General features: G+C 65.8%; 28 protein-coding genes and 1 tRNA gene. 15 read left to right on the top strand and 14 right to left on the bottom strand.

Annotation, left to right across the window (positions count from 1 at the left end; genetic code table 11):
- Positions 1 to 23: 23 nt before the first annotated feature.
- Positions 24 to 563 (bottom strand): prolyl-tRNA synthetase associated domain-containing protein, encoded by a 540-nt coding sequence (locus JAO75_RS14390; RefSeq protein WP_199049829.1) that lies wholly within the window; start codon positions 561 to 563, stop codon positions 24 to 26.
- Positions 564 to 712: 149 nt separating this feature from the next.
- On the opposite strand from JAO75_RS14390, the gene JAO75_RS14385 reads away from it, so the two are divergent.
- Positions 713 to 787 (top strand) — tRNA-Gly (locus tag JAO75_RS14385).
- Positions 788 to 857: 70 nt separating this feature from the next.
- Here the strand turns inward: JAO75_RS14385 and JAO75_RS14380 are convergent.
- On the bottom strand, positions 858 to 1,352 hold the full coding sequence (locus JAO75_RS14380; RefSeq protein ID WP_199049828.1) for an Lrp/AsnC family transcriptional regulator: 495 nt from the start codon (positions 1,350 to 1,352) through the stop codon (positions 858 to 860).
- 125 nt (positions 1,353 to 1,477) lie between these two features.
- On the opposite strand from JAO75_RS14380, the gene JAO75_RS14375 reads away from it, so the two are divergent.
- Both JAO75_RS14375 and JAO75_RS14370 read left to right on the top strand, forming a co-directional pair.
- Positions 1,478 to 3,871 carry a transketolase-like TK C-terminal-containing protein gene (locus JAO75_RS14375; protein ID WP_199049827.1) on the top strand — a complete coding sequence of 798 codons (2,394 nt, stop codon included), beginning with the start codon at positions 1,478 to 1,480 and terminating at the stop codon, positions 3,869 to 3,871.
- A 157-nt stretch (positions 3,872 to 4,028) separates the two neighbouring features.
- On the top strand, positions 4,029 to 5,810 hold the full coding sequence (locus JAO75_RS14370) for an ABC transporter ATP-binding protein (RefSeq protein ID WP_199049826.1): 1,782 nt from the start codon (positions 4,029 to 4,031) through the stop codon (positions 5,808 to 5,810).
- A gap of 32 nt (positions 5,811 to 5,842) precedes the next feature.
- On the opposite strand, the gene JAO75_RS14365 is transcribed toward JAO75_RS14370, so the two are convergent.
- Positions 5,843 to 6,565, bottom strand: a complete 723-nt coding sequence (locus tag JAO75_RS14365) for a fused DSP-PTPase phosphatase/NAD kinase-like protein (protein WP_199049825.1) — start codon at positions 6,563 to 6,565, stop codon at positions 5,843 to 5,845.
- 309 nt (positions 6,566 to 6,874) lie between these two features.
- Between JAO75_RS14365 and JAO75_RS14360 the strand changes: the two genes are divergently transcribed.
- The 5 genes from JAO75_RS14360 to JAO75_RS14340 all read left to right on the top strand — a co-directional run bounded on the left by JAO75_RS14360 (position 6,875) and on the right by JAO75_RS14340 (position 10,971).
- Positions 6,875 to 7,156, top strand: coding sequence for an acyl carrier protein (locus tag JAO75_RS14360; RefSeq protein ID WP_009490841.1), 282 nt, complete (start codon positions 6,875 to 6,877; stop codon positions 7,154 to 7,156).
- Between the two features lie 191 nt (positions 7,157 to 7,347).
- Complete coding sequence (locus JAO75_RS14355; RefSeq protein WP_199049824.1) at positions 7,348 to 7,809, top strand: 3-hydroxyacyl-ACP dehydratase FabZ family protein; 462 nt, start codon at positions 7,348 to 7,350, stop codon at positions 7,807 to 7,809.
- Positions 7,809 to 8,930 carry a beta-ketoacyl-ACP synthase gene (locus tag JAO75_RS14350; protein ID WP_199049823.1) on the top strand — a complete coding sequence of 374 codons (1,122 nt, stop codon included), beginning with the start codon at positions 7,809 to 7,811 and terminating at the stop codon, positions 8,928 to 8,930. Before JAO75_RS14355 ends, JAO75_RS14350 begins: the two co-directional genes overlap by 1 nt.
- Before the next feature lie 10 nt (positions 8,931 to 8,940).
- On the top strand, positions 8,941 to 10,221 hold the full coding sequence (locus JAO75_RS14345) for a beta-ketoacyl-ACP synthase (RefSeq protein ID WP_199049822.1): 1,281 nt from the start codon (positions 8,941 to 8,943) through the stop codon (positions 10,219 to 10,221).
- A 3-nt stretch (positions 10,222 to 10,224) separates the two neighbouring features.
- Positions 10,225 to 10,971: an SDR family NAD(P)-dependent oxidoreductase gene (locus JAO75_RS14340; RefSeq protein ID WP_199049821.1), complete on the top strand. Its 747-nt coding sequence runs from the start codon at positions 10,225 to 10,227 to the stop codon at positions 10,969 to 10,971.
- A gap of 102 nt (positions 10,972 to 11,073) precedes the next feature.
- Here JAO75_RS14340 and JAO75_RS14335 read toward each other — a convergent pair whose 3' ends face one another.
- Positions 11,074 to 11,577 (bottom strand): hypothetical protein, encoded by a 504-nt coding sequence (locus JAO75_RS14335; protein ID WP_199049820.1) that lies wholly within the window; start codon positions 11,575 to 11,577, stop codon positions 11,074 to 11,076.
- A 147-nt stretch (positions 11,578 to 11,724) separates the two neighbouring features.
- Between JAO75_RS14335 and JAO75_RS14330 the strand changes: the two genes are divergently transcribed.
- From JAO75_RS14330 to JAO75_RS14315, 4 genes are all read left to right on the top strand, one after another.
- Positions 11,725 to 12,747: a zinc-binding dehydrogenase gene (locus JAO75_RS14330; protein ID WP_199049819.1), complete on the top strand. Its 1,023-nt coding sequence runs from the start codon at positions 11,725 to 11,727 to the stop codon at positions 12,745 to 12,747.
- Positions 12,748 to 12,757: 10 nt separating this feature from the next.
- Complete coding sequence (locus tag JAO75_RS14325; protein WP_199049818.1) at positions 12,758 to 13,444, top strand: endonuclease/exonuclease/phosphatase family protein; 687 nt, start codon at positions 12,758 to 12,760, stop codon at positions 13,442 to 13,444.
- Between the two features lie 77 nt (positions 13,445 to 13,521).
- The gene (locus JAO75_RS14320; protein WP_343234619.1) at positions 13,522 to 14,481 is read left to right on the top strand and encodes a lipid A biosynthesis lauroyl acyltransferase; all 960 of its coding nucleotides are present in this window, start codon (positions 13,522 to 13,524) and stop codon (positions 14,479 to 14,481) included.
- A gap of 102 nt (positions 14,482 to 14,583) precedes the next feature.
- Positions 14,584 to 15,339, top strand: a complete 756-nt coding sequence (locus JAO75_RS14315) for a DUF1223 domain-containing protein (protein WP_199049817.1) — start codon at positions 14,584 to 14,586, stop codon at positions 15,337 to 15,339.
- A gap of 83 nt (positions 15,340 to 15,422) precedes the next feature.
- Here JAO75_RS14315 and JAO75_RS14310 read toward each other — a convergent pair whose 3' ends face one another.
- The 3 genes from JAO75_RS14310 to JAO75_RS14300 all read right to left on the bottom strand — a co-directional run bounded on the left by JAO75_RS14310 (position 15,423) and on the right by JAO75_RS14300 (position 17,586).
- Positions 15,423 to 16,034 carry a TPM domain-containing protein gene (locus JAO75_RS14310; protein ID WP_199049816.1) on the bottom strand — a complete coding sequence of 204 codons (612 nt, stop codon included), beginning with the start codon at positions 16,032 to 16,034 and terminating at the stop codon, positions 15,423 to 15,425.
- Entirely contained in the window at positions 16,035 to 16,796 is a 762-nt protein-coding gene (locus tag JAO75_RS14305) for a TPM domain-containing protein (RefSeq protein ID WP_199049815.1), read from the bottom strand.
- A 184-nt stretch (positions 16,797 to 16,980) separates the two neighbouring features.
- Positions 16,981 to 17,586 carry a LemA family protein gene (locus JAO75_RS14300; protein ID WP_199049814.1) on the bottom strand — a complete coding sequence of 202 codons (606 nt, stop codon included), beginning with the start codon at positions 17,584 to 17,586 and terminating at the stop codon, positions 16,981 to 16,983.
- Between the two features lie 144 nt (positions 17,587 to 17,730).
- Between JAO75_RS14300 and JAO75_RS14295 the strand changes: the two genes are divergently transcribed.
- Positions 17,731 to 18,369, top strand: a complete 639-nt coding sequence (locus JAO75_RS14295; RefSeq protein WP_199049813.1) for a LysE family translocator — start codon at positions 17,731 to 17,733, stop codon at positions 18,367 to 18,369.
- Here the strand turns inward: JAO75_RS14295 and JAO75_RS14290 are convergent.
- From JAO75_RS14290 to JAO75_RS14275, 4 genes are all read right to left on the bottom strand, one after another.
- Positions 18,344 to 18,838, bottom strand: a complete 495-nt coding sequence (locus tag JAO75_RS14290; RefSeq protein ID WP_199049812.1) for a hypothetical protein — start codon at positions 18,836 to 18,838, stop codon at positions 18,344 to 18,346. The genes JAO75_RS14295 and JAO75_RS14290 overlap by 26 nt on opposite strands.
- Before the next feature lie 88 nt (positions 18,839 to 18,926).
- The gene (gene rlmN, locus JAO75_RS14285; RefSeq protein WP_246742507.1) at positions 18,927 to 20,240 is read right to left on the bottom strand and encodes a dual-specificity RNA methyltransferase RlmN; all 1,314 of its coding nucleotides are present in this window, start codon (positions 20,238 to 20,240) and stop codon (positions 18,927 to 18,929) included.
- 141 nt (positions 20,241 to 20,381) lie between these two features.
- On the bottom strand, positions 20,382 to 21,104 hold the full coding sequence (locus JAO75_RS14280; protein WP_199049811.1) for an invasion associated locus B family protein: 723 nt from the start codon (positions 21,102 to 21,104) through the stop codon (positions 20,382 to 20,384).
- A 302-nt stretch (positions 21,105 to 21,406) separates the two neighbouring features.
- A complete protein-coding gene (locus JAO75_RS14275) occupies positions 21,407 to 21,793 on the bottom strand; it encodes a YkvA family protein (RefSeq protein WP_199049810.1) in 387 nt (128 codons plus the stop codon).
- Between the two features lie 80 nt (positions 21,794 to 21,873).
- Here JAO75_RS14275 and JAO75_RS14270 point away from each other — a divergent pair, with 80 nt between their 5' ends.
- A complete protein-coding gene (locus tag JAO75_RS14270) occupies positions 21,874 to 22,659 on the top strand; it encodes an SDR family NAD(P)-dependent oxidoreductase (protein ID WP_199049809.1) in 786 nt (261 codons plus the stop codon).
- A gap of 6 nt (positions 22,660 to 22,665) precedes the next feature.
- Here JAO75_RS14270 and JAO75_RS14265 read toward each other — a convergent pair whose 3' ends face one another.
- The 3 genes from JAO75_RS14265 to JAO75_RS14255 form a co-directional block, all read right to left on the bottom strand.
- A complete protein-coding gene (locus tag JAO75_RS14265) occupies positions 22,666 to 23,070 on the bottom strand; it encodes a GFA family protein (RefSeq protein ID WP_199049808.1) in 405 nt (134 codons plus the stop codon).
- Positions 23,071 to 23,073: 3 nt separating this feature from the next.
- Complete coding sequence (locus tag JAO75_RS14260; RefSeq protein WP_199049807.1) at positions 23,074 to 23,376, bottom strand: 4a-hydroxytetrahydrobiopterin dehydratase; 303 nt, start codon at positions 23,374 to 23,376, stop codon at positions 23,074 to 23,076.
- 65 nt (positions 23,377 to 23,441) lie between these two features.
- Positions 23,442 to 24,458, bottom strand: coding sequence for a YeiH family protein (locus JAO75_RS14255; RefSeq protein ID WP_199049806.1), 1,017 nt, complete (start codon positions 24,456 to 24,458; stop codon positions 23,442 to 23,444).
- A 215-nt stretch (positions 24,459 to 24,673) separates the two neighbouring features.
- On the opposite strand from JAO75_RS14255, the gene JAO75_RS14250 reads away from it, so the two are divergent.
- Complete coding sequence (locus tag JAO75_RS14250) at positions 24,674 to 25,102, top strand: GNAT family acetyltransferase (protein WP_199049805.1); 429 nt, start codon at positions 24,674 to 24,676, stop codon at positions 25,100 to 25,102.
- Positions 25,103 to 25,105 lie beyond the last annotated feature (3 nt).

Genomic DNA, 25,105 nt, shown 5'->3' with positions numbered 1-25,105 from the left:
TGGAGGCGTGAGAAGAACCTCCCTTAGATGGGAGCTTGAGCGTCGTCTGGCAATTCCGCCGGCGGCTCCGGCAGGCGCAGAATGAGCGGGTCGTGGCCCGTGGCGCGCAGGAACGCGACCAGATCCTCCCGCGACACGCCGGTGGTCATGGAATTGACCAGGGGATGAAAGTTCACCCGCTCATGCTCCATGAGGTTGGCGTCGAGCACCATGGTGACCTTGCCGTCCGTGTCGTTCACCACCGCGAAGGCCGTGACCGAGCCGGGCTCCACCCCGAGCAGGGCCCGCATCTGCTCGGCGGAGCCGAAGGAGAGGCGGCCCGAGGCGCCGAGGGCCTCGTGCGTCCGCTTGAGGTCGATGGCCGTGTCGTGCTTGGCGGAAATCAGGAAGAAGCGGCCCTTCTTGTCCTTCACGAACAGGTTCTTGGAATGGGCGCCCGGAATGCGTTCCTTGACGGATGCCGACTCGGCCACCGTGAACACGGGCTCGTGCTCCACGGTCTCAGCCTTGATGCCGAGAGCCGACAGACGCTCCAGGAGTTCCTGCGGGGAGAGATGGGCCAAGCTTGCAACCTCCGTGTCGGCTCGCCTTCTAGCGACCGGATGAAGCAGGCTCAAGGCTTCCTTCGAAAAGATCGCCAGGACCCTCTTGCCAAGCGAGCGGTTTTGGGGCACATCAACGGCCTCGCAACGGTGCCTCGGCATCGCGGAGCGCGGGTGTAGCTCAGGGGTAGAGCACAACCTTGCCAAGGTTGGGGTCGAGGGTTCGAATCCCTTCGCCCGCTCCAATTTCCGGACACCCACCGGAACCACAAGAACCGCCTTCGGGCGGTTTTTTGTTGCGCGCTCGAGGCCTGCTCAATCCGTGCGTTTCGATGAGGAATGAGGAATCGGCAGCGCGTTGGACCGCTTCACCTGTCCCAGGGCAAAGCTCGATTCGATGGAGGCCACGCCGTCGAGGCGGGTCAGCTTGTCCTTGATGAAGCGCTCGTAGGATTCGAGATCGCTCACCACGATCCGCAGCAGGTAATCCCGCTGCCCGGTCATCAGGTAGCAATCGACCACCTCGGGCCAGCGGGCGACCGCCTGCGAGAAGCGGTCGAGGTCGTCCTCCCGCTGCCGCTCCAGCTTGACCGAGGCGAAGACGCTGATCGGCAGCCCGACCTTGGCCTGGTCGATCACCGCCACATAGCCCTTCACGACCCCGGCCTCCTCCAGAAGGCGCACGCGCCGCGCGCAGGGAGAGGGGGACAGGCCGACCCGGTCGGCGATCTCCTGGGCCGTCATGCGGCCGTCGGCCTGCAGGGCGGCGAGGATGCGGCGGTCGATATCGTCGAGCTTGCGATCTGCCATGATTCACCAACAAAGCACGCATGATTGGTGAATCGGGTTAAAACATTCATCAATCGAGCGCCAATTTGATCTCGCCAGCCAAGCGGGCCGCATTAGACTTGTCCCAAGAATAAAGGGAGGGACCCATGGCTGACGCACGGCACCTGAGCATCTTGAAGGACCTCGAGCGCAAGGTGCTCTGGCTGTCCACATGGACCATCCACAACGCCAATCACCTGCGTCCCAACGAGGACGGGATGAAGGTCGGCGGGCACCAGGCCTCCTCCGCGTCCCTCTCCACCATCCTGACGGCGCTCTACTTCTCCGCGCTGCGCCCCGAGGACCGGGTGGCGGTGAAGCCCCATGCGAGCCCGATCTACCACGCGATCCAGTATCTCTTCGGCCGGCAGACCCGCGAGAAGCTCGAAAACTTCCGCGGCTACAAGGGCGCGCAGTCCTATCCCTCCCGCACCAAGGATATCGACGACGTGGATTTCTCCACCGGCTCGGTGGGCTTAGGCGTCGCCCAGACGCTATTTGCCAGCCTCGTGCAGGACTACGTGAAGGCCCATGGCTGGTCGAAGGACATGCCGGAAGGCCGCATGATCTCCCTGGTGGGCGATGCGGAGATGGACGAGGGCAACATCTTCGAAGCCCTGCTGGAGGGCTGGAAGCACGGCATCCGCAACACGTGGTGGATCATCGACTACAACCGCCAGAGCCTGGATGCGGTGATTCGCGAGGGCCTGTGGCAGCGCTTCGAGGCGCTGTTTCGCAATTTCGGCTGGGACGTGGTGGTGCTCAAGCACGGCTCGCTCATGCAGGAGGCGTTCAAGGAGCCTGGCGGCGAGAAACTGCGCGACTGGATCGATTCCTGCCCCAACCAGCTCTATTCGGCCCTGACCTTCCAGGGCGGCGCCGCGTGGCGCAAGCGGCTCCTCGACGATCTGGGCGATCAGGGGCCGGTCACCCGCCTCATCGAGAAGCGCTCGGACGAGGAGCTGGCGCAGCTCATGTCGAATCTCGGCGGCCACGACCTGCCGAGCCTGCTCGACGCCTTCGAGAAGGCACGCCAGCACGACCGCCCGGTCTGCTTCCTGGCCTACACCATCAAGGGTTTCGGCCTGCCGCTCGCCGGCCACAAGGACAACCATTCGGGCATGCTGACGCCGACCCAGATGGAAGCCTGGCAGAAGACGCAAGGGGTGCGCCCCGGCCATGAATGGGACAAGTTCGAGGGCTTGAAAACGCCGCAGGCGGAGATCGAGCGTTTCTTAAGCGAAGTGCCGTTCATCCAGAAGGGCACCCGCCGCTACACGGCGCCCCAGGTGCCAGTGCCGGAGAAGCTCGCCTTCCCGGCCAATCCGGCCATGTCGACCCAGCAGGGCTTCGGCTTCATCCTCAACGAGCTGGCGCGTTCCGACAACGCGCTCGCCTCGCGCATCGTCACCACGGCGCCGGACGTGACGGTCTCGACCAATCTCGGCGCCTGGGTGAACCGGCGCGGGCTCTATGCCCGCGAGAGCCTGGTCGACACCTTCAAGAAGGAGCGGATTCCCTCCACCTACAACTGGGAATTCTCGCCGTCGGGCCAGCATATCGAGCTTGGCATCGCCGAGATGAACCTGTTCATCGTGCTCTCGGCGCTTGGTCTGTCCCACTCCCTCTTCGGCGAGCGCATCCTGCCCATCGGCACCCTCTACGACCCGTTCATCTACCGCGGGGCGGATGCCCTGAACTATGCCTGCTACCAGGATGCCCGCTTCATGATCGTCGCCACGCCGTCGGGCGTGACGCTGGCCCCCGAGGGCGGTGCGCACCAGTCCATCGGCACGCCGCTGGTCGGCATGGCCCAGGATGGTCTCGCCTCCTTCGAGCCGGCCTTCGTGGACGAATTGGCTGTCATCATGCGCTGGGCCTTCGACTACATGCAGCGCGAGGGTGGCGAGCCCGACGAGAGAACCTGGCTGCGCGACGAGACCGGCGGCTCGGTTTATCTGCGCCTCTCCACCCGCACCCTGGAGCAGCCGCAGCGCGAAATGACCGCGGAACTGGCCGACGACGTGATGGCCGGCGCCTACTGGCTGCGCAAGCCCGGCCCGAATGCCCAGGTCGTGGTGGCCTATACGGGCGCGGTGGCGCCGGAAGCCATCGAAGCGGTGGGCCTCATGGCCGAGGACCGGCGCGACATCGGCCTGCTCGCCATCACCTCGGCCGACCGGCTCAATGCCGGCTGGACGGCGGCGCAGCGCGCCCGCGAGCGCGGCCTCGTCCATGCCCGGTCCCATGTGGAGCGCCTGCTCGGCGACGTACCGCCTCATTGCGGTCTGGTGACGGTGATCGACGGCCACCCGGCGACGCTCGCCTGGATGGGCTCGGTCATGGGCCACCGCACCCGCTCGCTCGGCGTGGAGCATTTCGGCCAGACCGGCACGGTCAAGGACCTCTATCGCCATTTCGGCATCGATGCGCAGGGCATCATCGCGGCCGCCGAGCTCATCGCCCCCGGCCGGCCCATGCGCCACCTGCGGGCGGTGTAGCGGGACCGGAGGTCAGGCCGGTCCCGAATCCCCTGCGCGCTTGGGAGTGCACAGGGCGGCAAAGCAGCGCTGAGGCCCTGTGAGCCTTCCGAAAGATTTGCGGCCGAATGGTTCACATGCTAACCGCGAGCCTCCAATCGGGAATTTCAGAGAGTCCATGGCGTCCAAGAGCATCCTTCGGGGGGACACCCTTCCCTTGATCAGCCGCCTGTGGCGGGACTGGATGCGTCCGCACCGGAAGACGCTGGCCGTGGTGCTCGTGCTGGTCGCCCTGGTGTCCGGCGCGACGGGGCTCTACCCGGTCCTCATCAAGGCGGCCTTCGACGCCTTCGACATGAAGGATGCGCAGGCCATCATGCTGGCCCCGCTCTTCGTGATCGCCGTGACCTCCGTGAAAGGTTTCTCGCTGCTCGCGCTCACGGTGCTCACCAACAAGGTGGTGACCCGGATCGAGGCCGACATGCAGACGGCGCTCTACGGCCACATGATCGAGGCCGACCTGTCCCAGATCGATCGCGAGAGCCCGGCGGCCCTGACCCAGCGCTTCACCACGGATTTCGCCTTCATCCGGGAGGCGCTCACCCGCCTGTCGACGGTGTTCCTGCGCGAGACCACGACCCTGATCGCCCTGATCGCCGCCATGCTCTGGATCGACCCGGTCCTGACCATCGTGGCGGCCATCATCGCGCCCTTCTTCGCCTACCCGGTCAACAAGATCGGCCGGAGGCTGCGCCAAGTGGCCGCCTCCACCCAGGAGCAGACCGGCGTGATGGCGAGCCTCATCACCGAGAGCCTTGCCGGCACGCGCATCGCCAAGACCTATGGGCTGGAGCGCTACCTGAAGGCCAAGGCCGCCAAGACCTTCGACGACGTGCGCGGCCTCAAGATGAAGGCCGCCAATGCCCGCGGGCGGATGGATCCGGTGCTGGAAACGGGCGGCGGCCTCGCGGTGGCGATCGTCCTCATGCTGATCGGCCAGCGCATCCTCGCCGGGGACAGCACCGTGGGCGACTTCACGGGCTTCGTCAGCGCCCTCGTCATGGCGGCGCATCCGGTCCGGGCGCTCGGCAACCTCAATGCCATTGTCCAGGAAGCGGCGGCGGCCCTGCAGCGCACCTTCCACATGATGGATCAGGCGCCCCGGATCCAGGACAAGCCGGGCGTGGAGCCGCTGCGGCTGAACGGCGGCGAGATCCGGTTTGCGGACCTGTCCTTCTCCTACGATGGAGAGGCCGCGGCCCTCGACCATGTCAGCCTTACCGCCGAGGCCGGGCAGACCACGGCCTTGGTCGGCCGCTCCGGCTCGGGCAAGTCGACGCTCCTGTCCCTCGTGCCGCGCCTCTACGACGCGACCCAGGGCACGGTCCTGATCGACGGGCAGGACGTGCGCGACGTCTCCCTGGCGAGCCTGAGGCAGGCCGTTGCGGTGGTGAGCCAGGACGTGATCCTCTTCGACGACACGATCCGGGCCAACATCGCCTTCGGCCGGTCCGGCGCCTCCGACGAGGAGATCGTGAACGCCGCCAAGGCGGCGGCGGCCCACGACTTCATCATGAGAATGCCGGAGGGCTACGATACGGTGGTGGGGCCGGGCGGCGGCCGCATGTCGGGCGGCGAGCGCCAGCGCATTTCGCTCGCCCGCGCCTTCCTGAAGGACGCGCCGATCCTGCTCCTCGACGAGGCGACGAGCGCGCTGGATTCCGAATCGGAGCGGCTGGTGCAGGATGCCATCCGCAAGCTCATGAAGGGCCGCACCACCCTGGTGATCGCCCACCGCCTCTCGACGGTCCGCAATGCGGAGAAGATCGTCGTGATGGAAAAGGGGCGGGTTGCCGAAACCGGGTCGCACGAGGCCCTCATCGCCAAGGCGGGCGCCTATGCCCGCCTGCACCGCCTGCAGCTGTCCGACGACAGCGAGCCGAGCCTGGCGGCGTCCTGACCTCAGTTCCTTAGAGGCTGGCCCATAGCGGCCTACTCGCGCCGCATGATCCTGTCGACGAGAAGGTGGGACCAGAAGCCGTAACGGAAGTTCCGTTCCAGGTCGTCCGCGTCGTACCGGGTCTCGATCCAGGTGAGGAACGGGATGCCCTTGGCTTCGCCGTCGCGGCGATAGAGATCGAAGAACTCGTCCAGGATGCCGGTCTTCGAGAAGCGGAAATGTCCGTAGCGCATGGACAGCTGCCGCTGGGCCTCGTCGATGGACTTGCCCTCATAGACCACGAGGTAGAGGGCGGCCACGAAGCCGGCCCGGTCGGCGCCGGACTTGCAGTGCAGGACCGCCGGGTATTCGATCGTGTCGAAGAATTTCTTGGCCGAGAGCAGGGTCTCCCGGTCCGGTGCGCCGCGGGAGCGCACCACGAACTCCTCCAGGTGGATGCCCAGCCGCTCGCAGGCCTCCTTCTGCAGCTGCCACGAGCCGTGCTCCCGGCCGCCGCGCAGGTTGATGATCGTCTTGATGCCTTCGGCCTTCAGGGCGGCGATCTGGTGCGGGGCCGGCTGGGCCGAGCGCCAGAGCCGGTCCGTGACCGGGTGCTTGTTCAGGTAGAAGAGGCGGAAAACGCCGTGATCGGCGATGAGCATATGGGCCCAGGCGCGCAGGCGCCCGGACAGCCCCTCGACGGGTCTGTCCCAGCGGGCGATCCGGGCCATGCGGCGGGCATAGCGGATTTCAGGCTTGAGGAACCTGTTGAACACGTCGATCCAGCAATCTGTTTTTATGTAAGATCATTCGGTGCAAGGGCCGAAGGCCGCCTTATCGACGATGGGAGCCGATTAATCAATCGTCTCCTCCCATATGCCGTTGCCGCGGCCGAAGTTCCCACCCCCGGTTAAGGGAGATCCGGCGAGATGCAACCAATCGGTTGCCGGTCTGCCGCCTGTCGTGTAAGGGGTGCGCTCTGAAACAACCCTCCTCGACGAATAGTGCGTCTGGACACCGGGCCTTCCTTAAGCTTGCCGGCGCCGCATCGTTGAGACCAACAAGCACTTCAGGAGAGCGGCGTCATGTCGTCCACCTTCGAGACCGTCGCCGGCATCATTTCAGAGACCGCCGATATCCCGCGCGAGCAGATCACTCCCGAGAGCCACGCCATCGAGGATCTGGGCATCGACTCGCTCGCGTTCCTCGATATCGCGTTCGCCATCGACAAGGCCTTCGGGATCAAGCTGCCCCTGGAGCAGTGGACCCAGGAAGTGAACGAGGGCAAGGCTCCGGCCGAGGAGTACTTCGTCCTGAAGAACCTCGTGGCGCGCATCGACGCGCTGGTGGCGGCCAAGCAGGCCTGAAGACAAGACAACCGTCCCGGCGGTTAGGCCCTGGGGGGCTTGTCGGGATGGTAGGCGCGACGCAGCCCTCCTCCCCCTTGTGGGGAGGAGTTGGAGGTGGGGGTGTAAGCGTCACACTGGTCCAGTTTATCGCCGGCACCCCCGCCCCTAGCCCCTCCCCACAAGGGGGAGGGGGACAGGTTTTGCGAAAAATGCGCCTCGAATATTTTGAAATGATCGACCGGGTGACGACCCTCGACCGCGAGACCAAGCGGATCGAGGTGTCCTCCGTCGTCCCCCAGGAAAGCCCCGTCTTCGAAGGGCACTTCCCCGGCCACCCCCTCGTGCCCGGCGTTCTCCTCACGGAGACCATGGCCCAGGCCTCCGGCTATCTGGTGCTGGGCGTCATGGGCTTCACCCACATGCCGTTCCTGATGGGCGTCGACAAGGCGCGCTTTCGCACCTTCGTCGGACCGGGTACGGTGCTGAACGTCACAGCGCAGCTGGAGCATGAAGGCTCGGGCTATGCGGTGACCAAGGCCAGGATCACGGCCGAGGGCAAGCCGATCTGCGACGCCGAGCTGCGCTTCCGGATCATGCCCTTCCCGGAAGGCATGGACGGCCTGATGCGCGCGCAAGCCAGGCGCATCGGTCTTCTCGAGGAGACGGTTTGATGCGCGATGTCGTCATCACGGGAGTAGGCCTCGTCTCTTCTGCCGGCGAGGGCCTGGACGCGCACCTGACGGCGCTCGCCGACGGTGCCCCGTACACGGATGCGGCCACGTTCGAGCCCTTCCCGGTCCACCCGGCGGCCCCCCTGGAATGGGACCGGCAGATCCCGAAGAAATCCGACCAGCGGCAGATGGAGCCGTGGCAGAAGCTCGGCTGCTATGCGGCGGGCCTCGCCCTCGATGCGGCCGGCGCCAAGGACGATGCGGCTCTCAAGGGCCGCATGCAGCTCATCGTCTCGGCCGGCGGCGGCGAGCGCGACTATGCAGTCGACGGGCAGATCCTCACCGGGCTGCGCCAGGCGAACAATCCCGGCGTCTTCCTCAACGAGCGCCTGATGGGCGACCTGCGTCCGACCCTGTTCCTGGCCCAGCTCTCCAACCTGCTCGCCGGCAACATCTCCATCGTCCACGGCGTCACCGGCGCTTCGCGCACCTTCATGGGCGAGGAATCGAGCGGCGTTGATGCCCTCCGCATCGCCCGCGAGCGCATCGCCTCGGGCCAGGACGACATCTTTCTCGTCGGCGGCTCCTACAATGCCGAGCGTCCCGACGTGCTCCTCATCTACGAGATGGGCGGCTTCCTCTGGAAGAAGCCCTACGCTCCGGTCTGGGAGCGCCCCGCGCAGGGCGGCGGCATGATCCTCGGGTCCGGGGGCTGCTTCCTGGTGCTCGAATCCCGTGAGCACGCCGCTGCGCGGGGCGTGACGCCGCTGGCAGCGATTGCCGGCGTCGCCTCCGACCGCAGCCGCCGCAAGCCCGGCAGCGTCGAGGGCGCCCTTCACGCCCTGACGAAGCAGCTCGGCGCCAAACCCGATGTGGTGCTCTCCGGCGCCACCGGCATTAAGGGCATCACCGACGAGGAGCAGGCCGCGCTCCGGGATATCGCCCCGGGTGCCGCCCTGCACGCGACCGGCGATCTCGTCGGCCACACCATGGAGGCCCAGGCGCCCATCGGCGTCGCGCTGGCCGCCGGCCTGATCGCCAGGGGCGGGCCGAGCGAGGCGCTCGTCACCTCCATCGGGCATTGGCGCGGCGAAGGCGCCATCCGGCTCACCAAGGCTTGAGGAGAACGCTATGGCGCTTCGCGACAAACAGGGCCGCCCGCTCGTCGCCGTCACCGGCATGGGCGTGGTCACGTCCCTCGGCCAGGGCAAGGACGACACCTGGGCCGCGCTGACGGCCGGCCGGTCCGGCATCCACCGCATCGAGCGCTTCCCCACGGACGGCCTGCGCACCACGATTGCCGGCACCATCGACTCGGTCGACGTGGAGCCGTTCTGCGCCCCCATGCTGTCCGAGCGGCTTGCCATGCTGGCGGCCGAGGAGGCGGTGGGCCAGTCGGGGCTGAACCAAGAGGATTTCCCCGGCGCGCTGTTCATCGCCGTGCCGCCGGTCGAGATGGAATGGCCGCAGCGCGAGGCTTTGGCCAAGGCCTCCGGCCAGGACGGCGACGTCACCTACAAGGATCTGCTGAAGGCTGCGGCCTCGGGCGAGTTCAAGCCGTGGCACGATCTGTTCATCTTCGGCACCGTGGCCGACCGGGTCGCCGACCGCTTCGGCACCAGGGGCTCGCCGATCTCGCTCTCCACCGCCTGCTCGTCCGGCGCCACGGCGATCCAGCTCGGCGTCGAGGCGATCCGCCGGGGCGAGACCGATGCGGCTTTGTGCATCGGCACCGACGGCTCGGTGAACCCTGAATCGCTGGTCCGCTTCTCGCTGCTCTCCGCGCTCTCGACCCAGAACGAGAACCCGGAAGGGGCGTCAAAGCCCTTCTCCAAGAACCGCGACGGCTTCGTCATGGGCGAGGGCGGCGCGGCGCTCGTGCTGGAGGATGCCGAGAAGGCGAGGGCGCGCGGCGCCAGGATCCTCGGCTACGTGCTCGGCTGCGGCGAAAAGGGCGACGGCTTCCACCGCACCCGCTCGTCGCCGGACGGCATGCCGGCCATCACGGCGATCCGCGAGGCCCTGACTGACGCGGGCCTCGCGCCGGACGACATCGACTACGTCAACGCCCACGGCACCTCGACGCCGGAGAACGACAAGATGGAGGCCATGAGCTGCACCGCCGTGTTCGGCGAGCGCATGGCGAGCGTTCCGATCTCCTCCAACAAGTCGATGATCGGCCATACGCTGACCGCCGCCGGCGCGGTCGAGGCCGTGATGTCGCTCATGACCATCGCGACGGGCCGCATTCCGCCGACGATCAACTATCAGGTGCCGGATCCGGCGATTCCGCTCGACGTGGTGCCCAACGTCGCCCGCGACGCGGAGGTGCGTTACGTGCTCTCCAATTCCTTCGGCTTCGGCGGCCAGAACACCTGCCTCGTCTTCGGGGCCGAGCCGAAAGGGGCTTGAGATATGACACGGGTTCTGGTGACGGGCGGCGGCAAGGGTGTCGGTGCCGCCATCGTGCGGGCGCTTGTGGCCGCAGGCCACGACGTCGACTTCACCTACCGCTCGTCGGGAGACGCCGCGAAGGCGCTGAGCCAAGAGCTGATGCAGGCGAATTCCGGCCGCACCGTCACGGCCCACGAGGTCGATCTCGCCGACAAGGCGGCGCTGGAGGCCTTCTGCGAGGGGATCGAGGGCGAGAGCTTCTTCGGGCTCATCCACAATGCCGGCCAGCCCTACGATGCGCTTGCCGCCATGATGCAGCAGGACAAGGCCGAAACCGCCATGCAGGTGAACTTCTGGTCGTTGACCCGCATCGCCAAGGCGCTCATGCGCGGCATGATCCGCGCCAAGCAGGGGCGCATCGTGGCCATCGGGTCGGTGGCGGCGCTCCAGGGCAATCCGGGCAACGCGGCCTACGCGGCCTCCAAAGGCGCGCTGATCTCCTATTGCCGCACACTCTCCGTCGAGACCGCCAAGCGCGGCGTCACCGTGAACGTGATCGCGCCGGGCTTCATCGACACGGACATGATGGCGCCCTATGCCGCCTACCGCGAGAACATGGAAAAGCAGATCCCGGCCGGGCGCTTCGCCAAGCCGGAGGAGATCGCAGGGTTGGCCGCCTTCCTCATGAGCGAGCCCGCCGCCTACATCACCGGCACGGTGCTGCCCATCGACGGCGGCCTGACCTCGATGCTGGGCGTGCATCGGTAGGACCACGGCGTCATCCCGGACGGCGGAGCCGATCCGGGATCGCGCGACGAGAATGGTGCTGGCTCACCTCTCCCGGGGAGAGGGAGTGCAGTGCTCCATCTCTCACGGTCCGGCAGCGCGAAAATAGCGCGTCATGAGAGCGGCCCACCAGCCAACGCTCATTCCGGTTCCGAGACCGGTGACCGTGTAGGGCAGCAAGGTCACAAGATGTTCCTGGGCCGAGTTGCGGCCGAGGGCCGAGTAGACCTCGAGGGCATAGCGCATGCCGAACAGCAGAAGACCCGTCACGAGCCAGAACGCCGTGCCGGGCATTCGCAGATGTCCCTCTGCCCGGTCGATACCGATGGGCAGAAGCATGGCCCAGATGGCTCCGATCCCGATCCCCAAAAGGCCGCTGGCCAGCCAGAACGGAAGAGCTTCGGGAAGTCGAGACGAATGAAGAAGCGTTCCGAGCGCTACGGCTAGGAAAACGCCTGGAATAACGCTGAGACGCAGAGGGCTTCTGCTGCCGGGCTTGAGGGCGGTCATGCCGAGATAGATGACCAGTCCAAGAACGGCCCAGACCCACAGCGGGGTGCCCGCAATGATCGCCCATATCGTATTCACGCCCATCCCCATCGAACGCAGAGATGTATTGTTATATGGACTTGGTTGAGCCGGGAAGCTCGCCTATCGGCTTGTCATTCCGGGTTCTGCCCTTTAAGCGGCGACGACACAGAATTCCGTTCAAAGCCTTTCGAAGAAAGCCAGTTCATGCGCTCCCTCCAGCTTTTCGGCGACCGTGACCTTCGCATCACCGAGATCGACGCCCCGCCGCCTCCCGGTCCGGGCGAGGTGCAGGTGCGGGTGAAGGCGCTGGCGCTGAACTTCCTCGATGTCTGGGGCTTTCGCGGCATGGCGTTCGCCAAGCGCAAGATGCCCCAGGCCGTGGGCGTCGAGGCCTCGGGCGAGATCGCCGCGGTGGGCGAGGGCGTCACCCGGTTCAAGGCGGGCGATCCGGTGACCATGTACGGGGCCGAGACCTGCGGCCATTGCAGCGCCTGCCGGAAAGGCTGGGACAATCTGTGCGAGAACGTCGCCGGCATCATGGGCTTCCACATCGACGGCTTTGCCCGCGAGCTGATCAATCGGCCCGAGCGCCTCGTGATCCCGGTGCCGCAGGGCGTCTCCTTCGAGCAGGCGGCCTGCGCGCCCATCGGCTTCGGCACCGTGCAGCATATGCTGTTCGACAACGCGAAGCTGGAACCGGCTGAGTCGATCCTCGTCCACGCGGGCGGCTCGGGCATCGGCACGGCGGCGATCAAGATGGCCAAGGCCATCGGCTGCACGGTCTATACCACCGTGGGCGACGACGAGAAGGGCGAGAAGGCGAAGGCCTTGGGCGCCGATTACGTCGTCAACTACCGCACCGAGCGCTTCGAGGGCGAGGTCCGGCGGCTGACCAAGCGCAAGGGCGTCGACGTGGCGTTCGAACATGTGGGCGCCGAGACCTGGAACGGCAGCTTGCTGTGCCTCAAGCGCGGCGGGCGCCTCGTCACCTGCGGCTCGACCTCGGGCGTGTCCACCACCATGAACCTGATGCAGCTCTTCCAGCAGCAATACCGGATTTTTGGGTCCTTCGGCTGCCGGATCGAGAACATCTCCCAGTCGCTCGACAAGATGGCCCAAGGCATGAGCCCGGTCATCGACGCGGTCTTCCCCCTCGACGAGTTCCAGAAGGGCCTGGAGCGGCTCGAGGGCCGCAAGGTCTTCGGCAAGGTGATCGTGACGTTCTAAGGAGGAGGCCTTGCGCATCGTCACATGGAATGTTTGCGACGGCTTTAACCGTAAGTTCGGGCACCTTGAAAGGCTGGACCCAGACCTCGCGATCATTCAGGAGGTCAGGCCGGGGTGCCTTGCCTTTGCCGGATTGTCTGAAAGGTCGCTCTGGCTTGGCGATGAAGGACAGAAAGGCTTAGCGGTCATCGGTTACGGCGGCTGGAAGCTATCGCCGGCGATGAGCATTTCCGAGCGCTGGTTCTGTCCGGTCATCGCACATAATGGGTCTCAGGTTTTGCATATAGTGGCGGTGTGGGTCGACTCGTCGCAAGAATGCGGCCCACCCACTCTGAGTGCTCTTGCCAAGCTGCGAGACTTTGTTGAAGCCGCTCCGACAATCATTGCTGGAGACTTCAATCATTGCGTTGCGATGGACAAGCGAAAGTCTCCGGGTAAGCGCTTCAGCGATGTGCTGAAGATTTTCGACGAGCTCGGCCTCGCAAGCGCTTGGCACGACCACAAACAAGAGGAGCATGGCCAAGAAACTGCCGCTACGCTTTACTGGACCTGGAACCGTGATCGCCAATTCCATATCGACTTTCTGTTCCGATCGCGCAGCATAGATGTAGAACAGGCTCTGCTTGGCACCTATGAGCAGTATGTTCCCACGAAGATCAGCGATCACGTCCCACTGGTTGTCGATCTAAAGATCTGATATCTGGCCACATTTCCAGCCCGCAGCTCAACGGACGAGCCGAGAATTCGGCCTGATACATCGAACAGGACCATCTTGTGAATTCCTCACACCGCCCCCGCAGCCTCGTCTCGCGCCTCACGGAGACGGTCATGGTCGGCGTCGTGCGCGGCGTGTTCGGCCTGGCGCGCGCCCTGGGTCCTGAGCGCTCCGGCGCAGTCGGAGCGGCGCTGACGCGCACCTTCGGCCCTTTGCTTCGCGCCCACAAGACGGCCCTGAACAACATCCGCGCGGTCTATCCGCAGAAATCGGAAGCCGAGGTGAAGGCGCTCGCCACGGCGGCCTGGGACAATCTTGGCCGCACGGCCGGCGAATACCCACATCTTGGGCGCCTGTTCGATTTCGATCCGGACAGCGACGTTCCCGGCCGCACCGAGGTCGACGGGATCGACCATTTCCTTGAGCTTCGCGACGACGGCAGGCCCGGCCTCATCTTCTCCGCCCATCTCGCCAACTGGGAGCTGCCGGCCATCTGCGCCGCCCGGTTCGGGCTCGACACCACGGCGGTGTTCCGCGCACCCAACGATCCGGCCATCGCCCGCGTGCTGCACGAGATCCGCAGCGAGACCATGGGCAACCTGGAAGCGGCCCGGCAGGGCGCGGCCTTCGCCATGCAGGGGGCGCTGGAGAAGGACGGGCATCTGGGCATGCTCATCGACCAGCATTTCACCCGCGGGGTGATCGTCAGCTTCATGGGCCGCCCGGCCCTGGTGAACCCGATCCTGGGAAAATTCGCCCGCCGCTTCGACTGCCCGGTCCACGGGGTGCGGGTGATCCGGCTCCCCAACCACCGCTTCCGCCTGCAGCTCACGCCCCCCCTCGATCTGCCGCGGGACCCGGACGGCCAGATCAACGTGCAGGGCGCGATGCAGGCCATGACCTCCGTGGTGGAGGAATGGGTGCGGGAATACCCGGAGCAATGGCTGTGGATGCATCGCCGTTGGCGGGTGCCTGCCAAAGCATCGGACCCAAAAGTGGGTCCCGCATTTGGGATCTGATCCGATGCTCCAATCGTTGAAGAGCACATCGTGCGCGGCCCGCTGGGTCCGCACGATGTGCTGGTGCTCAAGGTAAAGTGAGTTCACCTTGAGGCGGAATTCATGTTCCATGGCGGCATCATGGTATCCCAATTGAAAGCGACCCTGGCGGCCCTTGCATTTGCCGCTTCTCTGCAGCCTGCCTGGGCGGAACCGCCCCGTGCGGTGGTCGAGCTCTTCACCAGCCAGGGCTGCTCATCCTGCCCGCCGGCGGACCAGCTTCTGGTCGAATATTCCCGCCAGCCGGACATCGTGGCCCTGTCGCTGCCGGTCAATTATTGGGATTATCTCGGCTGGAAGGACACGCTTGCCCATGTGTCCTTTACCGAGCGGCAGAAGGCCTATGCCCATTCCCGCAACGACCGGCAGGTCTTCACGCCGCAGATCATCGTCAACGGCAAGAAATCCTCCATCGGGTCCGACCGGGCAAAGGTCGAAAAGGCGATCCAGGTCACCACCAAGGGCCGCAGCACACTGCCGGTGAACGTGATCATCACCGAACGGGACGGCACGGTCACGATTGCCGTCGAGGAGACCCCCGACACCACGCAGCGCGAGGCCGAGGTGTGGATCCTGCCCGTGCTGAAGTCCCAGACGGTGCCGATCGAGCGCGGCGAGAACAAGGGCAAGACCATCACCTACGCCAATGTGGTGCGCAGTCTGAACCGGGTCGGCGAATGGCGCGGCGGCTCGGCCCGCTTCGAGGTGCCGCTCGACATGGCCCGCAAGGATGGCGATGCTTATGTGGTGCTCGTGCAGGGCACGGATGCGACCCGGCCCGGCATCATCCTCGGCGCCGCGAAGGGCCCCGGGCTTTAGAGCCGATTCAACGGAATCGGCTCTCTGTCCTTGGACTGCCGCATTTTTTGACGGCGAACCGGATCCACTTCGCCGAAAATGCTCTAATCCAGCAGAATGACCTTGTTGGGCAGCTCGTTCACGTCGTCGACCCGTGGAGGGGCGTGCTCGGCCAGGATCGCGCCCGTGCGCCCGATGGCCTCCTCCAGCCCCTCGATCATCCGGCCCTCCCGGATCGCCGCCGTCAGGTCCGACACGATGCCGGCCCAGATGCCCGGCCCGGCCCGGTCTGCAATGCCCGTATCGGCCAGGATCTCCGCATGGCGCTCGGCGAGCGCGAGATAGATCAGCACGCCCGTCTTCTCCCGCGTGCGGGTCATTCCGCGCCGCAGGAACTCGCGCGAGGCGGCCTCGTGCGCCTGGGCATGCTTGACGGAGCGCGGCACCAGGGCAAAGCGCAGCTTCGGCCAGGAGAGCAGGAGGCTCAATGCGAGTGCGACCGCGAGTTGGATCAGGAAGATGCGCGCGGTGCCGATCTGCGTGAGCCAGATCAGCGGCCAGGGCGTGACGAGGGCCGTGAGCATGGCCCAGATCAGCGGAACGGCCCGGTAGTGCCCGGCCTGCTCGGCGATCACGAGAACCACCTCGCCGGAGGTTCCAGTCTCCACGGTGCTGATGGCGCCGGCTAGGCGGGCCTGTTCCTCGGTTGAAATCATCTACCAGCTCCCCGAAGCGCCGCCGCCGCCCGACGAGCCGCCCCCTCCCGAGAACCCGCCTCCGCCGGACCATCCGCCGCCGCCGCGCGACCAGCCGCCGCCTCCCCACCCGCCGGTGGTGACAATCCACGGGCCATGGCGGCCCCGCCGGATGCCTCGCCTGCGGCCCGCGCCCATCAGACGCGAGATCAGGAAGAACAGGATCAGCAGGATGATGAAGGCCACAACGGGGTCGATGGCGGTGGTGCTGTCCTCGCGCACCTGGGCGCGCCGCTGCCATTCCTCCGCGTCGCCGGTGAGAATCGACAGGATGGCGTCGATTCCCGCATCGATGCCGCCCACGAAATCGCCCCTCTGGAACTGGGGCGCGATGGCCGTGGCGATGATGATTTTCGACAGGGCGTCCGTGAGGGCGCCCTCGAGGCCGTACCCCACCTCGATGCGGACTTTCCGCTCCTGCGGGGCCACGAGGAGCAGGGCGCCGTTGTCCTTGCCCTTCTGACCGAGCTGCCAGTGGCGGAACAGGCGATTGGCGTAATCCTCGATCTCGTAGCCTTCCAGCGAACGCACGGTCGCGACCACCACCTGGTCGGTGGTCCTGTCCTCATGGGCTTTCAGCTTCGCTTCAAGCGCGGCCTGCTCCTCGGGCTTCAGGAGATCGGCCGCATCGACCACCCGGCCGGTGAGGGGCGGGAAGGTCTGGGCGAGGGCAGGGAGGGGGAAGAGAAGGAGCGTGAGAAGGGCGATGATGAGCGCCGCCATTCTTCCCTCCCCCTTGCGGGGAGGGGCAGGGGTGGGGGTCGCGCAGCCGGGCGCACGGCGCAACCAGAGCCCGCTGTAGCGGCCACATGCATTCTGGACAAGGTATGGAGCTCTGACGATCCGACCCCCACCCTCGATCGCTCCCCGCAAGGGGGAGGGAGGATCACCAGTGCCCCTCATCCGCTTAGAATTTCACCGGCGGCGGGCGGTCGGATCCGGCCGTTGCGGTGAACGTCTCCATGGGCTTCGCGTCCGGGTACACGATGGAAGCGACCCAGCGGCCGGGAACCGTGCGCAGCTCCGTGTTGTAGGACTGAACGGCGGAGATGTAGTCCCGCCGGGCGACGGCGATGCGGTTCTCGGTGCCCTCGAGCTGCGACTGCAGAGCCAGGAAGTTGGCGTTGGACTTCAGCTCCGGGTACCGCTCGACGGTGGCGAGCAGCCGGCCGAGCGCGCCGGAGAGCTGGCTCTGCGCCTCCTGGTATTGCCGGAACTTCTCAGGGTCGGTGACCGTGGAGGCGTCGACCTGGATCTGCGTAGCGCGGGCGCGGGCCTCCGTCACCTGGGTCAGCACCTCGCGCTCCTGCTGGGCGAAGCCCTTCACGGTCTCGACGAGGTTGGGAATGAGATCGGCTCGGCGCTGGTACTGGTTCTGCACCTCGCTCCAGGCGGCCTTGGCCTGCTCCTCCAGGGTCGGAACGTTGTTGATGCCGCAGGCCGACAATCCGAACGCCAGGATCAGGCCGGTCAGGGCCATACGGATCCGGGCGGGTGAGAGCAATGCGGTCATGTCTGTCCTTCTCGCGGATTTTGGTTCTTCTTATCCCGTCCGGATCAACACATGGAGCAGGGGCGGCGTTTCAACAAGCGGTTTTCCGGTAGCCGTGCACACGGGATTGAGGCATGATCCCGCCGCTTCGACCGGATCGCATCCATGACCTTCCTGCCCGACGTCAGCACGCTCATCACCTACTCGCTCGCCGCCACCCTGCTGTTCATCACGCCGGGCCCGGACATGAGCCTCTCCCTGGCCAAGACCATGGCGGGCGGGCGCAGGGCCGGCATGGCCGCGATGCTGGGCGCGATGGCAGGCTGCGGCGTCCATACACTGCTGGCGGCGCTCGGCCTCTCGGCTCTGCTGGCCGCTTCCGTCACCGCCTTCACGGTGCTGAAAATTGTTGGTGCGCTCTACCTGTTGTGGATGGCGTTCGACGCCGTGCGCAACGGCTCGGCCTTGAGCGTGAAGGACGAGGGCCGGGCGGAGATCCCGTTCTGGAAGACCTTCTTCCTGGGGGTGGGCATCAATCTCACAAACCCCAAGGTGGTGCTGTTCTTCGTGACCTTCCTGCCGCAATTCGTCGATCCGGCCGACCCGCATGCCGCCGACAAGCTCCTGTTCCTGGGCCTCTACTTCATCGTGCTCACGGCCCCCATGGGCGTGCTCATGATCCTGGGTGCCGACAAGGTGATCGCGCTGCTGCGCGGTCGTCCGAAGCTCATGCGCGGGATCGACTATTCCTTCGCCGGCCTGTTCTCGGTCTTCGCCGTCAAGATCCTGACGACGGCGCGGTAGGGGCGGGCCGCCTCGGTTCGCGCCCGCCGATGATCGCCCAGTAGACGAGGCCGGCGACGGCGCCGGTGAGCCCCAGCACGAAGCTCACATGCAGTTCCTCGGGGCTGGCGATCCGCGCCTGCCCGCGCAGGATCCAGGGCACCGCCGCCGTCAGAACGGCCGTGGCGAGCACGTGCCAGAGGAGGCTGCGCATCCCCAGCACCTCGCTGACGATGGCGACCAGCAGCGGCGGGAAGATCAGCAGCGTGAACATGATTCGGCCGACCGCCAGGAACGCATCCTCCACGACGGGCCCGGGATCCTCAGCGGCAAACACCGCATCGAGCAGAGACCAGAAGCCGACGAAGAGCGTGTCGCCGGTCAAAAGCGCCATCACCGGGTCGACGATCGAGGCGATAAGGAAGAACGTGCCGCTCGCGCCGACGGCGATGAGGAGCGCGAAGGGGATGAGGATGAGCCAGCGGATCATGGCTCATAACTAAAGGAGCCTCGGAGCATCCGCCAGTCAGCCTGTGGAGAAAGCGCCGCGCTGAGGGCAGCGCGGCGCCATTCAGGGCTTACTCCCCGTTCCCCACCGCATACACACCCTCAGCCCCGATGCCCTGTTCGGCCATCATGCGGGCGCGGGCGCGCAGCTTTTCGGTCTCGCTCTTGAGCTGGCCGCAGGCGGCCAGGATGTCGCGGCCGCGCGGGGTGCGCACGGGGGATGCGTAGCCGGCCCGGTAGACGATCTCGGAGAAGCGCTCAATCCGCTCCCAGTCCGAGCACTCGTATTTCGAGCCGGGCCAGGGATTGAACGGAATCAGGTTGATCTTCGCCGGAATGCCCTTGAGCAGCTGGACGAGCTTGCGGGCGTCGGCATCCGAATCGTTCACGCCTTTCAGCATCACGTATTCGAAGGTGATGCGGCGCGCGTTCGACAGGCCGGGATAGGCCCGGCAGGCGTCGAGCAGCTGCTTGATGTCGTATTTGCGGTTGATCGGCACCAGCTCGTCGCGCAGTTCATCGCGCACGGCGTGGAGCGAGATCGCCAGCATGGTGTTGGCTTCCGCGCCCAGGCGCTCCATCTGCGGCACGACGCCGGAGGTGGAGACCGTGATGCGCCGGCGCGACAGGGTCAGGCCCTCGCCGTCCGACATCACGTCGATGGCGGCCACCACGTTGTCGGTGTTGTAGAGCGGCTCGCCCATGCCCATGAACACGATGTTGGACACGAAGCGTCCGCCGTCGCTGGGCACGAAGGCGCCGTCCGGCGGCGTAGCGCCGGGCCAGTCGCCGATGGCGTCGCGGGCGACGATGAGCTGCGCCACGATCTCGGCCGAGGTCAGGTTGCGCACGAGGCGCTGGGTGCCCGTATGGCAGAAGGAGCAGGTGAGCGTGCAGCCGACCTGGCTCGACACGCACAGCGTGCCGCGGTCGACCTCGGGAATGTACACGCACTCGATCTCCGCGCCCTTGTCGAGGGGGCCGGTGGAGGCCATGCGGATCAGCCACTTGCGGGTGCCGTCCTTCGAGACCTGCTCGGAGACCACCTGCGGGCGGGCGAGCGTATAGGCTGTGCTGAGCTTGGCGCGCAGCTCCTTGCCCATGTTGGTCATCTCGGCAAAATCCCTGGCGCCGCGGAAATAGATCCAATGCCAGAGCTGGGCCACGCGCATCTTGAGCTCGCGCTCGGGCACGTCGATGGCAGCCAGCGAATCCTTCAGCTGGTCGCGGGTGAGGCCGACGAGCGAGGCGCCGCCGGGAGCGGCCCCGGCCACGACGTTCAGCTCCGCGGTCTTTTCAATGAACCCGGCCGCGCGCGCGGCATCGCTCACGGCCAGGGGGGCCGCATTGGGGTTGCGCTTGGCGATGTCGAGCACCGTCGCCATGGGAGATCATGCCTTCGTTTTTGGGAATTCGGTGGTCTTATAACACGATTGCGCCGGAAAAGTGAGCGCTTAAACGCAAAATCCGGGCCTCAGGCCCGGAAGATGCTCATCGAAGCGACCTTTTTCAACCGCGCGGAGACCCTACGAAGCGCATTCCTTGCGGGCGTGCTCCAGGGCCTTGGTGAAGCCGTTGAGCGAATAGCGGTCGGTGAGATTCGAGCCGCGGGCCGACTGCGACTTCACGGTCATGGTGCCGCTCTTCGCCATGCTGGCGATGGCCTGGCCTTCCTCAGCCGGGTTCTTCAGCCAGGCATTGGTCGCCTTGGCCACGAGAGCATAGGATTCCTTGCCGACGGAGACTTCGGCCGGGCCGTTCTCCTTGGCCGTGAAGCCGAACTCGAAGGCCACCTCGTTCTTCACGTTTTCCGCAGGGCGGAAGGAGACGAAAAGATAGGCCGGGTCGCGATTGACGTTCTTGGGCGTCCAGTCCTTCGGACGGCTGAGCGCATAGCAGATCTTCGAGCGCCCGGTCTGGGCCATGTAGACCTCCCAGTCGCCGTAGGACGTCACGAGCGAGCCGCCAGGGCTCGCGGCAGCCCGCGCCGGCTTGGCCGCGCCGGCCGCCGCTGCCGCTCCAGCCGCCGCTGCGGCAGGCTTGGCCGGCGAGGTCTTGGCGGCAGAAGGCTTGGCGGCCGAGGGCTTGGCCGGGGAGGCCGGCTTGGCTGCGGGTTTGGCCGGAGCCGAGCGAGTGGATGGCTGCGTCGGACGCTGGGCCTGAGCCAGGGCTGCAGGTCCGGTTCCGAGGACGACGAGGGCGGAAAGGATGCCCGCGGCGATGCCGCGCTGGAGAGATGCAGGAATCATGGGGCGGGACGATACAGGCCGATGGTTAAGAACTTTTCACCATCTCCGATAAGGCCGCATTGCAGGATCGGCGATGCGTCGAAACGTGGCGGTTGCTTCAGGAGTACCGACCGGGCTGAGCCGCAGCCCAATAAAAAGGGCCGCCTGGGCGACCCGATCAGTATCCTTCAAAGCTTGTTCGTTTTTGAAAAGTCGGAGGAGTTGAAATCACTTTAGTGCTAACGGGAATCACTTATAACGCCAAGAAATAACATTGCAATAAGTATATATTCTTCTTGAGCCTGCGCGGGCCAAAACTGTCGCTAAGCTTTCCCTTGCGTCTCGGCCAAGGTCGTCCGGGCTTTCTCCCGGTGCTCTTCCGTGATGGAGCCGGCCACCTGGGTGATGGCGGCCGCCAGCACCGCGGCATCGTCGGCAAAGCCGATCAGGGGCAGGAGGTCGGTGATCGCATCCGTCGGGAACACGAAATACGCGATCGCCCCGATGAGAATCAGCTTCACGCGGCTGGGAGTCGACGGATCGGTCGCACAGTAGAAGGCGGCCACCAGGTCCTCGGCGAAGGGGATCTTGCCCGCCACGCGCTTGAGCTTCTCCCAGAAGCGGCGCTTGAGGCCTTCCTCGTCACGGGTCGCCTCGCGCATGGCCTCCATCTCGGCCTTGGTGAAAGGCTTCACGAAGGGTTCGCTCATCCGGTGTGTTCCTTCCATGGTCTGCGTTCCCGTTCCGTCGAGGATACCGTAAGACGTGTCCCGACACAGGGAGAAAAGCGATGAAGCTCGACAAATTGATGGCAGCAATCGTCACCGGGGGCGCTTCCGGCCTCGGCGAGGCCACGGCCCGCATGCTGGCCGCCAGCGGCGCGAAAGTGGCCATTCTCGATATGAACGCGGAACGCGGCGAGCAGGTTGCCCAGGACATCGGCGCCATCTTCTGCCGGACAGACGTGACGGACGAGGCCTCCATCGATTCGGCGCTGGCGGCGGCGCGCGCGGCGAACGGCATCGAGCGCATCCTCGTCAACTGCGCCGGCATCGCGCCGGGCAAGCGCACGGTGTCGAAGAAGCGCGACACCGGCGAGCTGATCCCGCACGATGTCGCGAGCTTCCGCCGCGCGGTCGAGATCAACCTGATCGGCACCTACGCCATGATCACCAAATGCGCCGCCGCCATGGCGGGACTGGACCCGGTGACGCCCGACGGCGGGCGCGGCGTCATCGTCAACACCTCGTCCGTGGCCGCGCAGGACGGGCAGATCGGCCAGGCCGCCTATTCCGCCTCCAAGGGCGGCGTGCACGGCCTGACGCTGCCCGTCGCCCGCGATCTCTCGGGCTTCGGCATCCGGGTGATGACGATCATGCCGGGCCTGTTCCACACGCCGCTCTTCGAGGGCATCGCCGAGGATTACCGCAAGGCGCTGGAAGCCAACGTGCCGTTCCCCTCGCGTCTCGGGCGGCCCGAGGAATATGCAAACCTCGTCAAGGCGATCATCGAGAACGACATGCTCAACGGCGAGGGCATCCGCCTCGACGGCGCGCTGCGCATGCAGCCGAAGTAAGAGCTTTCAAGGAATATCACCCCGGTTCTCGGGAAAGCTCTTGAGATCCGGGGTGCAGAGCCAGGTCTCGCGTCGTTTCGTCCAGGCCTCGTAGGTCGGCGTGAACAGGCTCGGCTCGTCGAAGGCGCCGAGCTTGATCTCGATCTCGTCCACCGCGTCGCGGTCGAACACCTGCGAGCCGCAGACGGGGCAGAAGCAGCGCTCCGTCTCCGGCGTCGCGGACCATGTACGGACCTCGCCCGTGATCGTCACCTGATCGACCGGGTAGATCACGAAGGCGTTGAAGGGCGCGCCGCTGATCTTGCGGCAGGTCATGCAATGGCACAGGCCCACGCGCTTCGGTTCGCCCTGCGCCCGAAAGGTCAGCTGCCCGCACGCGCAGCCTCCCGTGACTGTTCGGTCGTGTGCCATGGCCTATCTCTTCGTCAGCCCTGCGGCCATCTGGTCCATGCGCTGCGCCAGCTCGACGTCGCGGCGGGTGAGCCCCTTGGCGTCGTGGGTGGCCAGCGTGACCTCGACCCGGTTGTAGGTGTTCGACCATTCGGGATGGTGATTCATCGCCTCGGCGGCGAGCGCCACGCGGGTCATCCAGCCGAAGGCCTGGCTGAAATCCTCGAAGACGAAGCGCTTGGTGATCGCATCGCGGCCCTCCACCATCGCCCAGCCGTCGAGGGCGGGCAGGAGTTCCTGACGCTCGGAATCGGACAATCGGGGCATCGGCGCACTCATCCTGAGAAAAGACACCCTCTAGTGATGAAGCGGCGAGACGCGGTTTCAAGGCCTCAAGGGATGCCGAGCAGGCGGATGAGGCCCAGGCTGATGGCGACCAGCACCAGGAGCGAGAGCGTCACGGCGAGCGTCACCCGCCCGCCGACTTTCCCCAGCACCTTGAGGTCGACGCCGAGGCCGAGCGCCGCCATCGCCACGATGGTGAGAAAGGTGGTGACCGGCATGACGACCTGCAGGAGCGCCTCGGGAATCGCCCCGAGGGAGCGCAGCAGCGCGAGGCTTAAGAAGCCGACGATGAACCAGGGCACGAGACGGCCGAAGGCGAGGCCCGGTTTCGGTCCCTCCGCCTGTCGGCGGGCCAGAACCGATAGCCCGATCACCACCGGCCCCAGCATCAGCACGCGCACGAGCTTCACGAGGGTGCCGAGCTGCGTGCTCACGAGGCCGACCGGCACGGTGGCGGCGAGCACCTGCGGCACCGCATAGACGGTGAGTCCCGCAAGCACGCCGTATTGGGTCATCGACAGGCCGGCGAGCGGCACCAGCAGGGGCAGGGCGATCACGACGATCACGCCGAGAATAGCCGTGAAGGCGATGGAGGAAGCGACATCTGCAGGCTTCGCGCCGATCACGGGCGCGACCGCCGCGATCGCCGAGTTGCCGCAGATCGCGTTGCCGCAGGCAACCAGCACCGCCATGCGCTTCGGCAGGCCGAGCATCCGGCCGATCCCGTAGCTCGCTCCGAGGGCCAGGGCCACCACGACCGCGATGCCGAGGATGAGGCCGGGACCCGCATCCAGCACGGCCTGGAAGCTGATCGAGGCGCCGAGCAGCATCACGGCGATTTCGAGCAGGGTCTTGGCGGAAAAGCCGATGCCGGGAGCCCAGCGCCTGCCTGGATTCCAGAGGGTGCGCAGGAGGGTTCCGAGCAGGATCGCGATGACGAGCGCCTCGAGCCAGGGCCGCCCGGTCCAGTGCTCTTCGAGCCGCTGCAGGCCCATCGCCGCAAGCGCGATGGCTGCGCACAAGGCGATGCCCGGCGCCGTTTCGGCGATGCGGTTGCGGGTCATGGGATTGGTTTAGGTCCTGCGCCTCGTCAGGAGGGGCTAGCCTCGCTTACGTAACAATACAAGCCCGAAGAATGGAAAGCGCCTGGCGACAGGCTTGGAGGTTAAGGTGGAAGCTAGATTAACCTTGTCCGAAATAAAAGTATTGAGACAGGGCGCTTTCATCTAAAGTCCTATCATTATCGTACAGCGAGAACTTTTCTATAGGAAAGCAAATCATGACGGCCGATCCTGTCATTCGCGAGATAAGCGATGAAGATATCGGGCAGGTTGTTGCCATCTGGCACGCATCGGGTGTTGCCAAACCATGGAACGATCCGGAAAAGGACATCGCGTTTGCTCGCCGCAACCCTCATTCAACAATTCTGGTCGCCTTATCGGGCGAGCAAGTTGCAGCGACGGTGATGGTCGGAGAGGATGGACATCGGGGCTGGGTTTATTATGTCGCGACTGCCCCGCAGGATCAGGGAAAAGGGCTAGGGCGAGCCGTCATGGAGGCTGCCGAGCGCTGGTTGGCAAAGCGTGGTGTATGGAAGCTCAATTTGCTCGTGCGAGATGACAATGAGCGCGTGAAGCAGTTCTACGAGCATCTCGGCTACAGCGATACACGCACCACCTGCTTCCAAAAAATAATCCAACCAATTTGAAGC

Source organism: Microvirga splendida, from assembly GCF_016427565.1.
In the GTDB taxonomy this organism is placed as follows: Bacteria; Pseudomonadota; Alphaproteobacteria; order Rhizobiales; family Beijerinckiaceae; genus Microvirga; species Microvirga splendida.
The sequence above is the reverse complement of the archived record's forward strand: the minus strand, read 5'-3'. Positions and strand labels throughout refer to the sequence as shown.

Bases quoted from the DNA above. Each gene is read 5' to 3' on its own strand.
- JAO75_RS14315 (WP_199049817.1), top strand. From the start codon at position 14,584: ATGTTCCATGGCGGCATCATGGTATCCCAATTGAAAGCGACCCTGGCG.
- JAO75_RS14290 (WP_199049812.1), bottom strand. From the start codon at position 18,838: ATGATCCGCTGGCTCATCCTCATCCCCTTCGCGCTCCTCATCGCCGTC.
- JAO75_RS14275 (WP_199049810.1), bottom strand. From the start codon at position 21,793: ATGAGCGAACCCTTCGTGAAGCCTTTCACCAAGGCCGAGATGGAGGCC.
- JAO75_RS14280 (WP_199049811.1), bottom strand. From the start codon at position 21,104: ATGATTCCTGCATCTCTCCAGCGCGGCATCGCCGCGGGCATCCTTTCC.
- JAO75_RS14260 (WP_199049807.1), bottom strand. From the start codon at position 23,376: ATGCCCCGATTGTCCGATTCCGAGCGTCAGGAACTCCTGCCCGCCCTC.
- JAO75_RS14265 (WP_199049808.1), bottom strand. From the start codon at position 23,070: ATGGCACACGACCGAACAGTCACGGGAGGCTGCGCGTGCGGGCAGCTG.
- JAO75_RS14270 (WP_199049809.1), top strand. From the start codon at position 21,874: ATGAAGCTCGACAAATTGATGGCAGCAATCGTCACCGGGGGCGCTTCC.
- JAO75_RS14360 (WP_009490841.1), top strand. From the start codon at position 6,875: ATGTCGTCCACCTTCGAGACCGTCGCCGGCATCATTTCAGAGACCGCC.
- JAO75_RS14250 (WP_199049805.1), top strand. From the start codon at position 24,674: ATGACGGCCGATCCTGTCATTCGCGAGATAAGCGATGAAGATATCGGG.
- JAO75_RS14370 (WP_199049826.1), top strand. From the start codon at position 4,029: ATGGCGTCCAAGAGCATCCTTCGGGGGGACACCCTTCCCTTGATCAGC.
- rlmN (WP_246742507.1), bottom strand. From the start codon at position 20,240: ATGGCGACGGTGCTCGACATCGCCAAGCGCAACCCCAATGCGGCCCCC.
- JAO75_RS14255 (WP_199049806.1), bottom strand. From the start codon at position 24,458: ATGACCCGCAACCGCATCGCCGAAACGGCGCCGGGCATCGCCTTGTGC.
- JAO75_RS14380 (WP_199049828.1), bottom strand. From the start codon at position 1,352: ATGGCAGATCGCAAGCTCGACGATATCGACCGCCGCATCCTCGCCGCC.
- JAO75_RS14300 (WP_199049814.1), bottom strand. From the start codon at position 17,586: ATGACCGCATTGCTCTCACCCGCCCGGATCCGTATGGCCCTGACCGGC.
- JAO75_RS14340 (WP_199049821.1), top strand. From the start codon at position 10,225: ATGACACGGGTTCTGGTGACGGGCGGCGGCAAGGGTGTCGGTGCCGCC.
- JAO75_RS14345 (WP_199049822.1), top strand. From the start codon at position 8,941: ATGGCGCTTCGCGACAAACAGGGCCGCCCGCTCGTCGCCGTCACCGGC.
- JAO75_RS14375 (WP_199049827.1), top strand. From the start codon at position 1,478: ATGGCTGACGCACGGCACCTGAGCATCTTGAAGGACCTCGAGCGCAAG.
- JAO75_RS14295 (WP_199049813.1), top strand. From the start codon at position 17,731: ATGACCTTCCTGCCCGACGTCAGCACGCTCATCACCTACTCGCTCGCC.
- JAO75_RS14350 (WP_199049823.1), top strand. From the start codon at position 7,809: ATGCGCGATGTCGTCATCACGGGAGTAGGCCTCGTCTCTTCTGCCGGC.
- JAO75_RS14355 (WP_199049824.1), top strand. From the start codon at position 7,348: ATGCGCCTCGAATATTTTGAAATGATCGACCGGGTGACGACCCTCGAC.
- JAO75_RS14310 (WP_199049816.1), bottom strand. From the start codon at position 16,034: ATGATTTCAACCGAGGAACAGGCCCGCCTAGCCGGCGCCATCAGCACC.
- JAO75_RS14305 (WP_199049815.1), bottom strand. From the start codon at position 16,796: ATGGCGGCGCTCATCATCGCCCTTCTCACGCTCCTTCTCTTCCCCCTC.
- JAO75_RS14330 (WP_199049819.1), top strand. From the start codon at position 11,725: ATGCGCTCCCTCCAGCTTTTCGGCGACCGTGACCTTCGCATCACCGAG.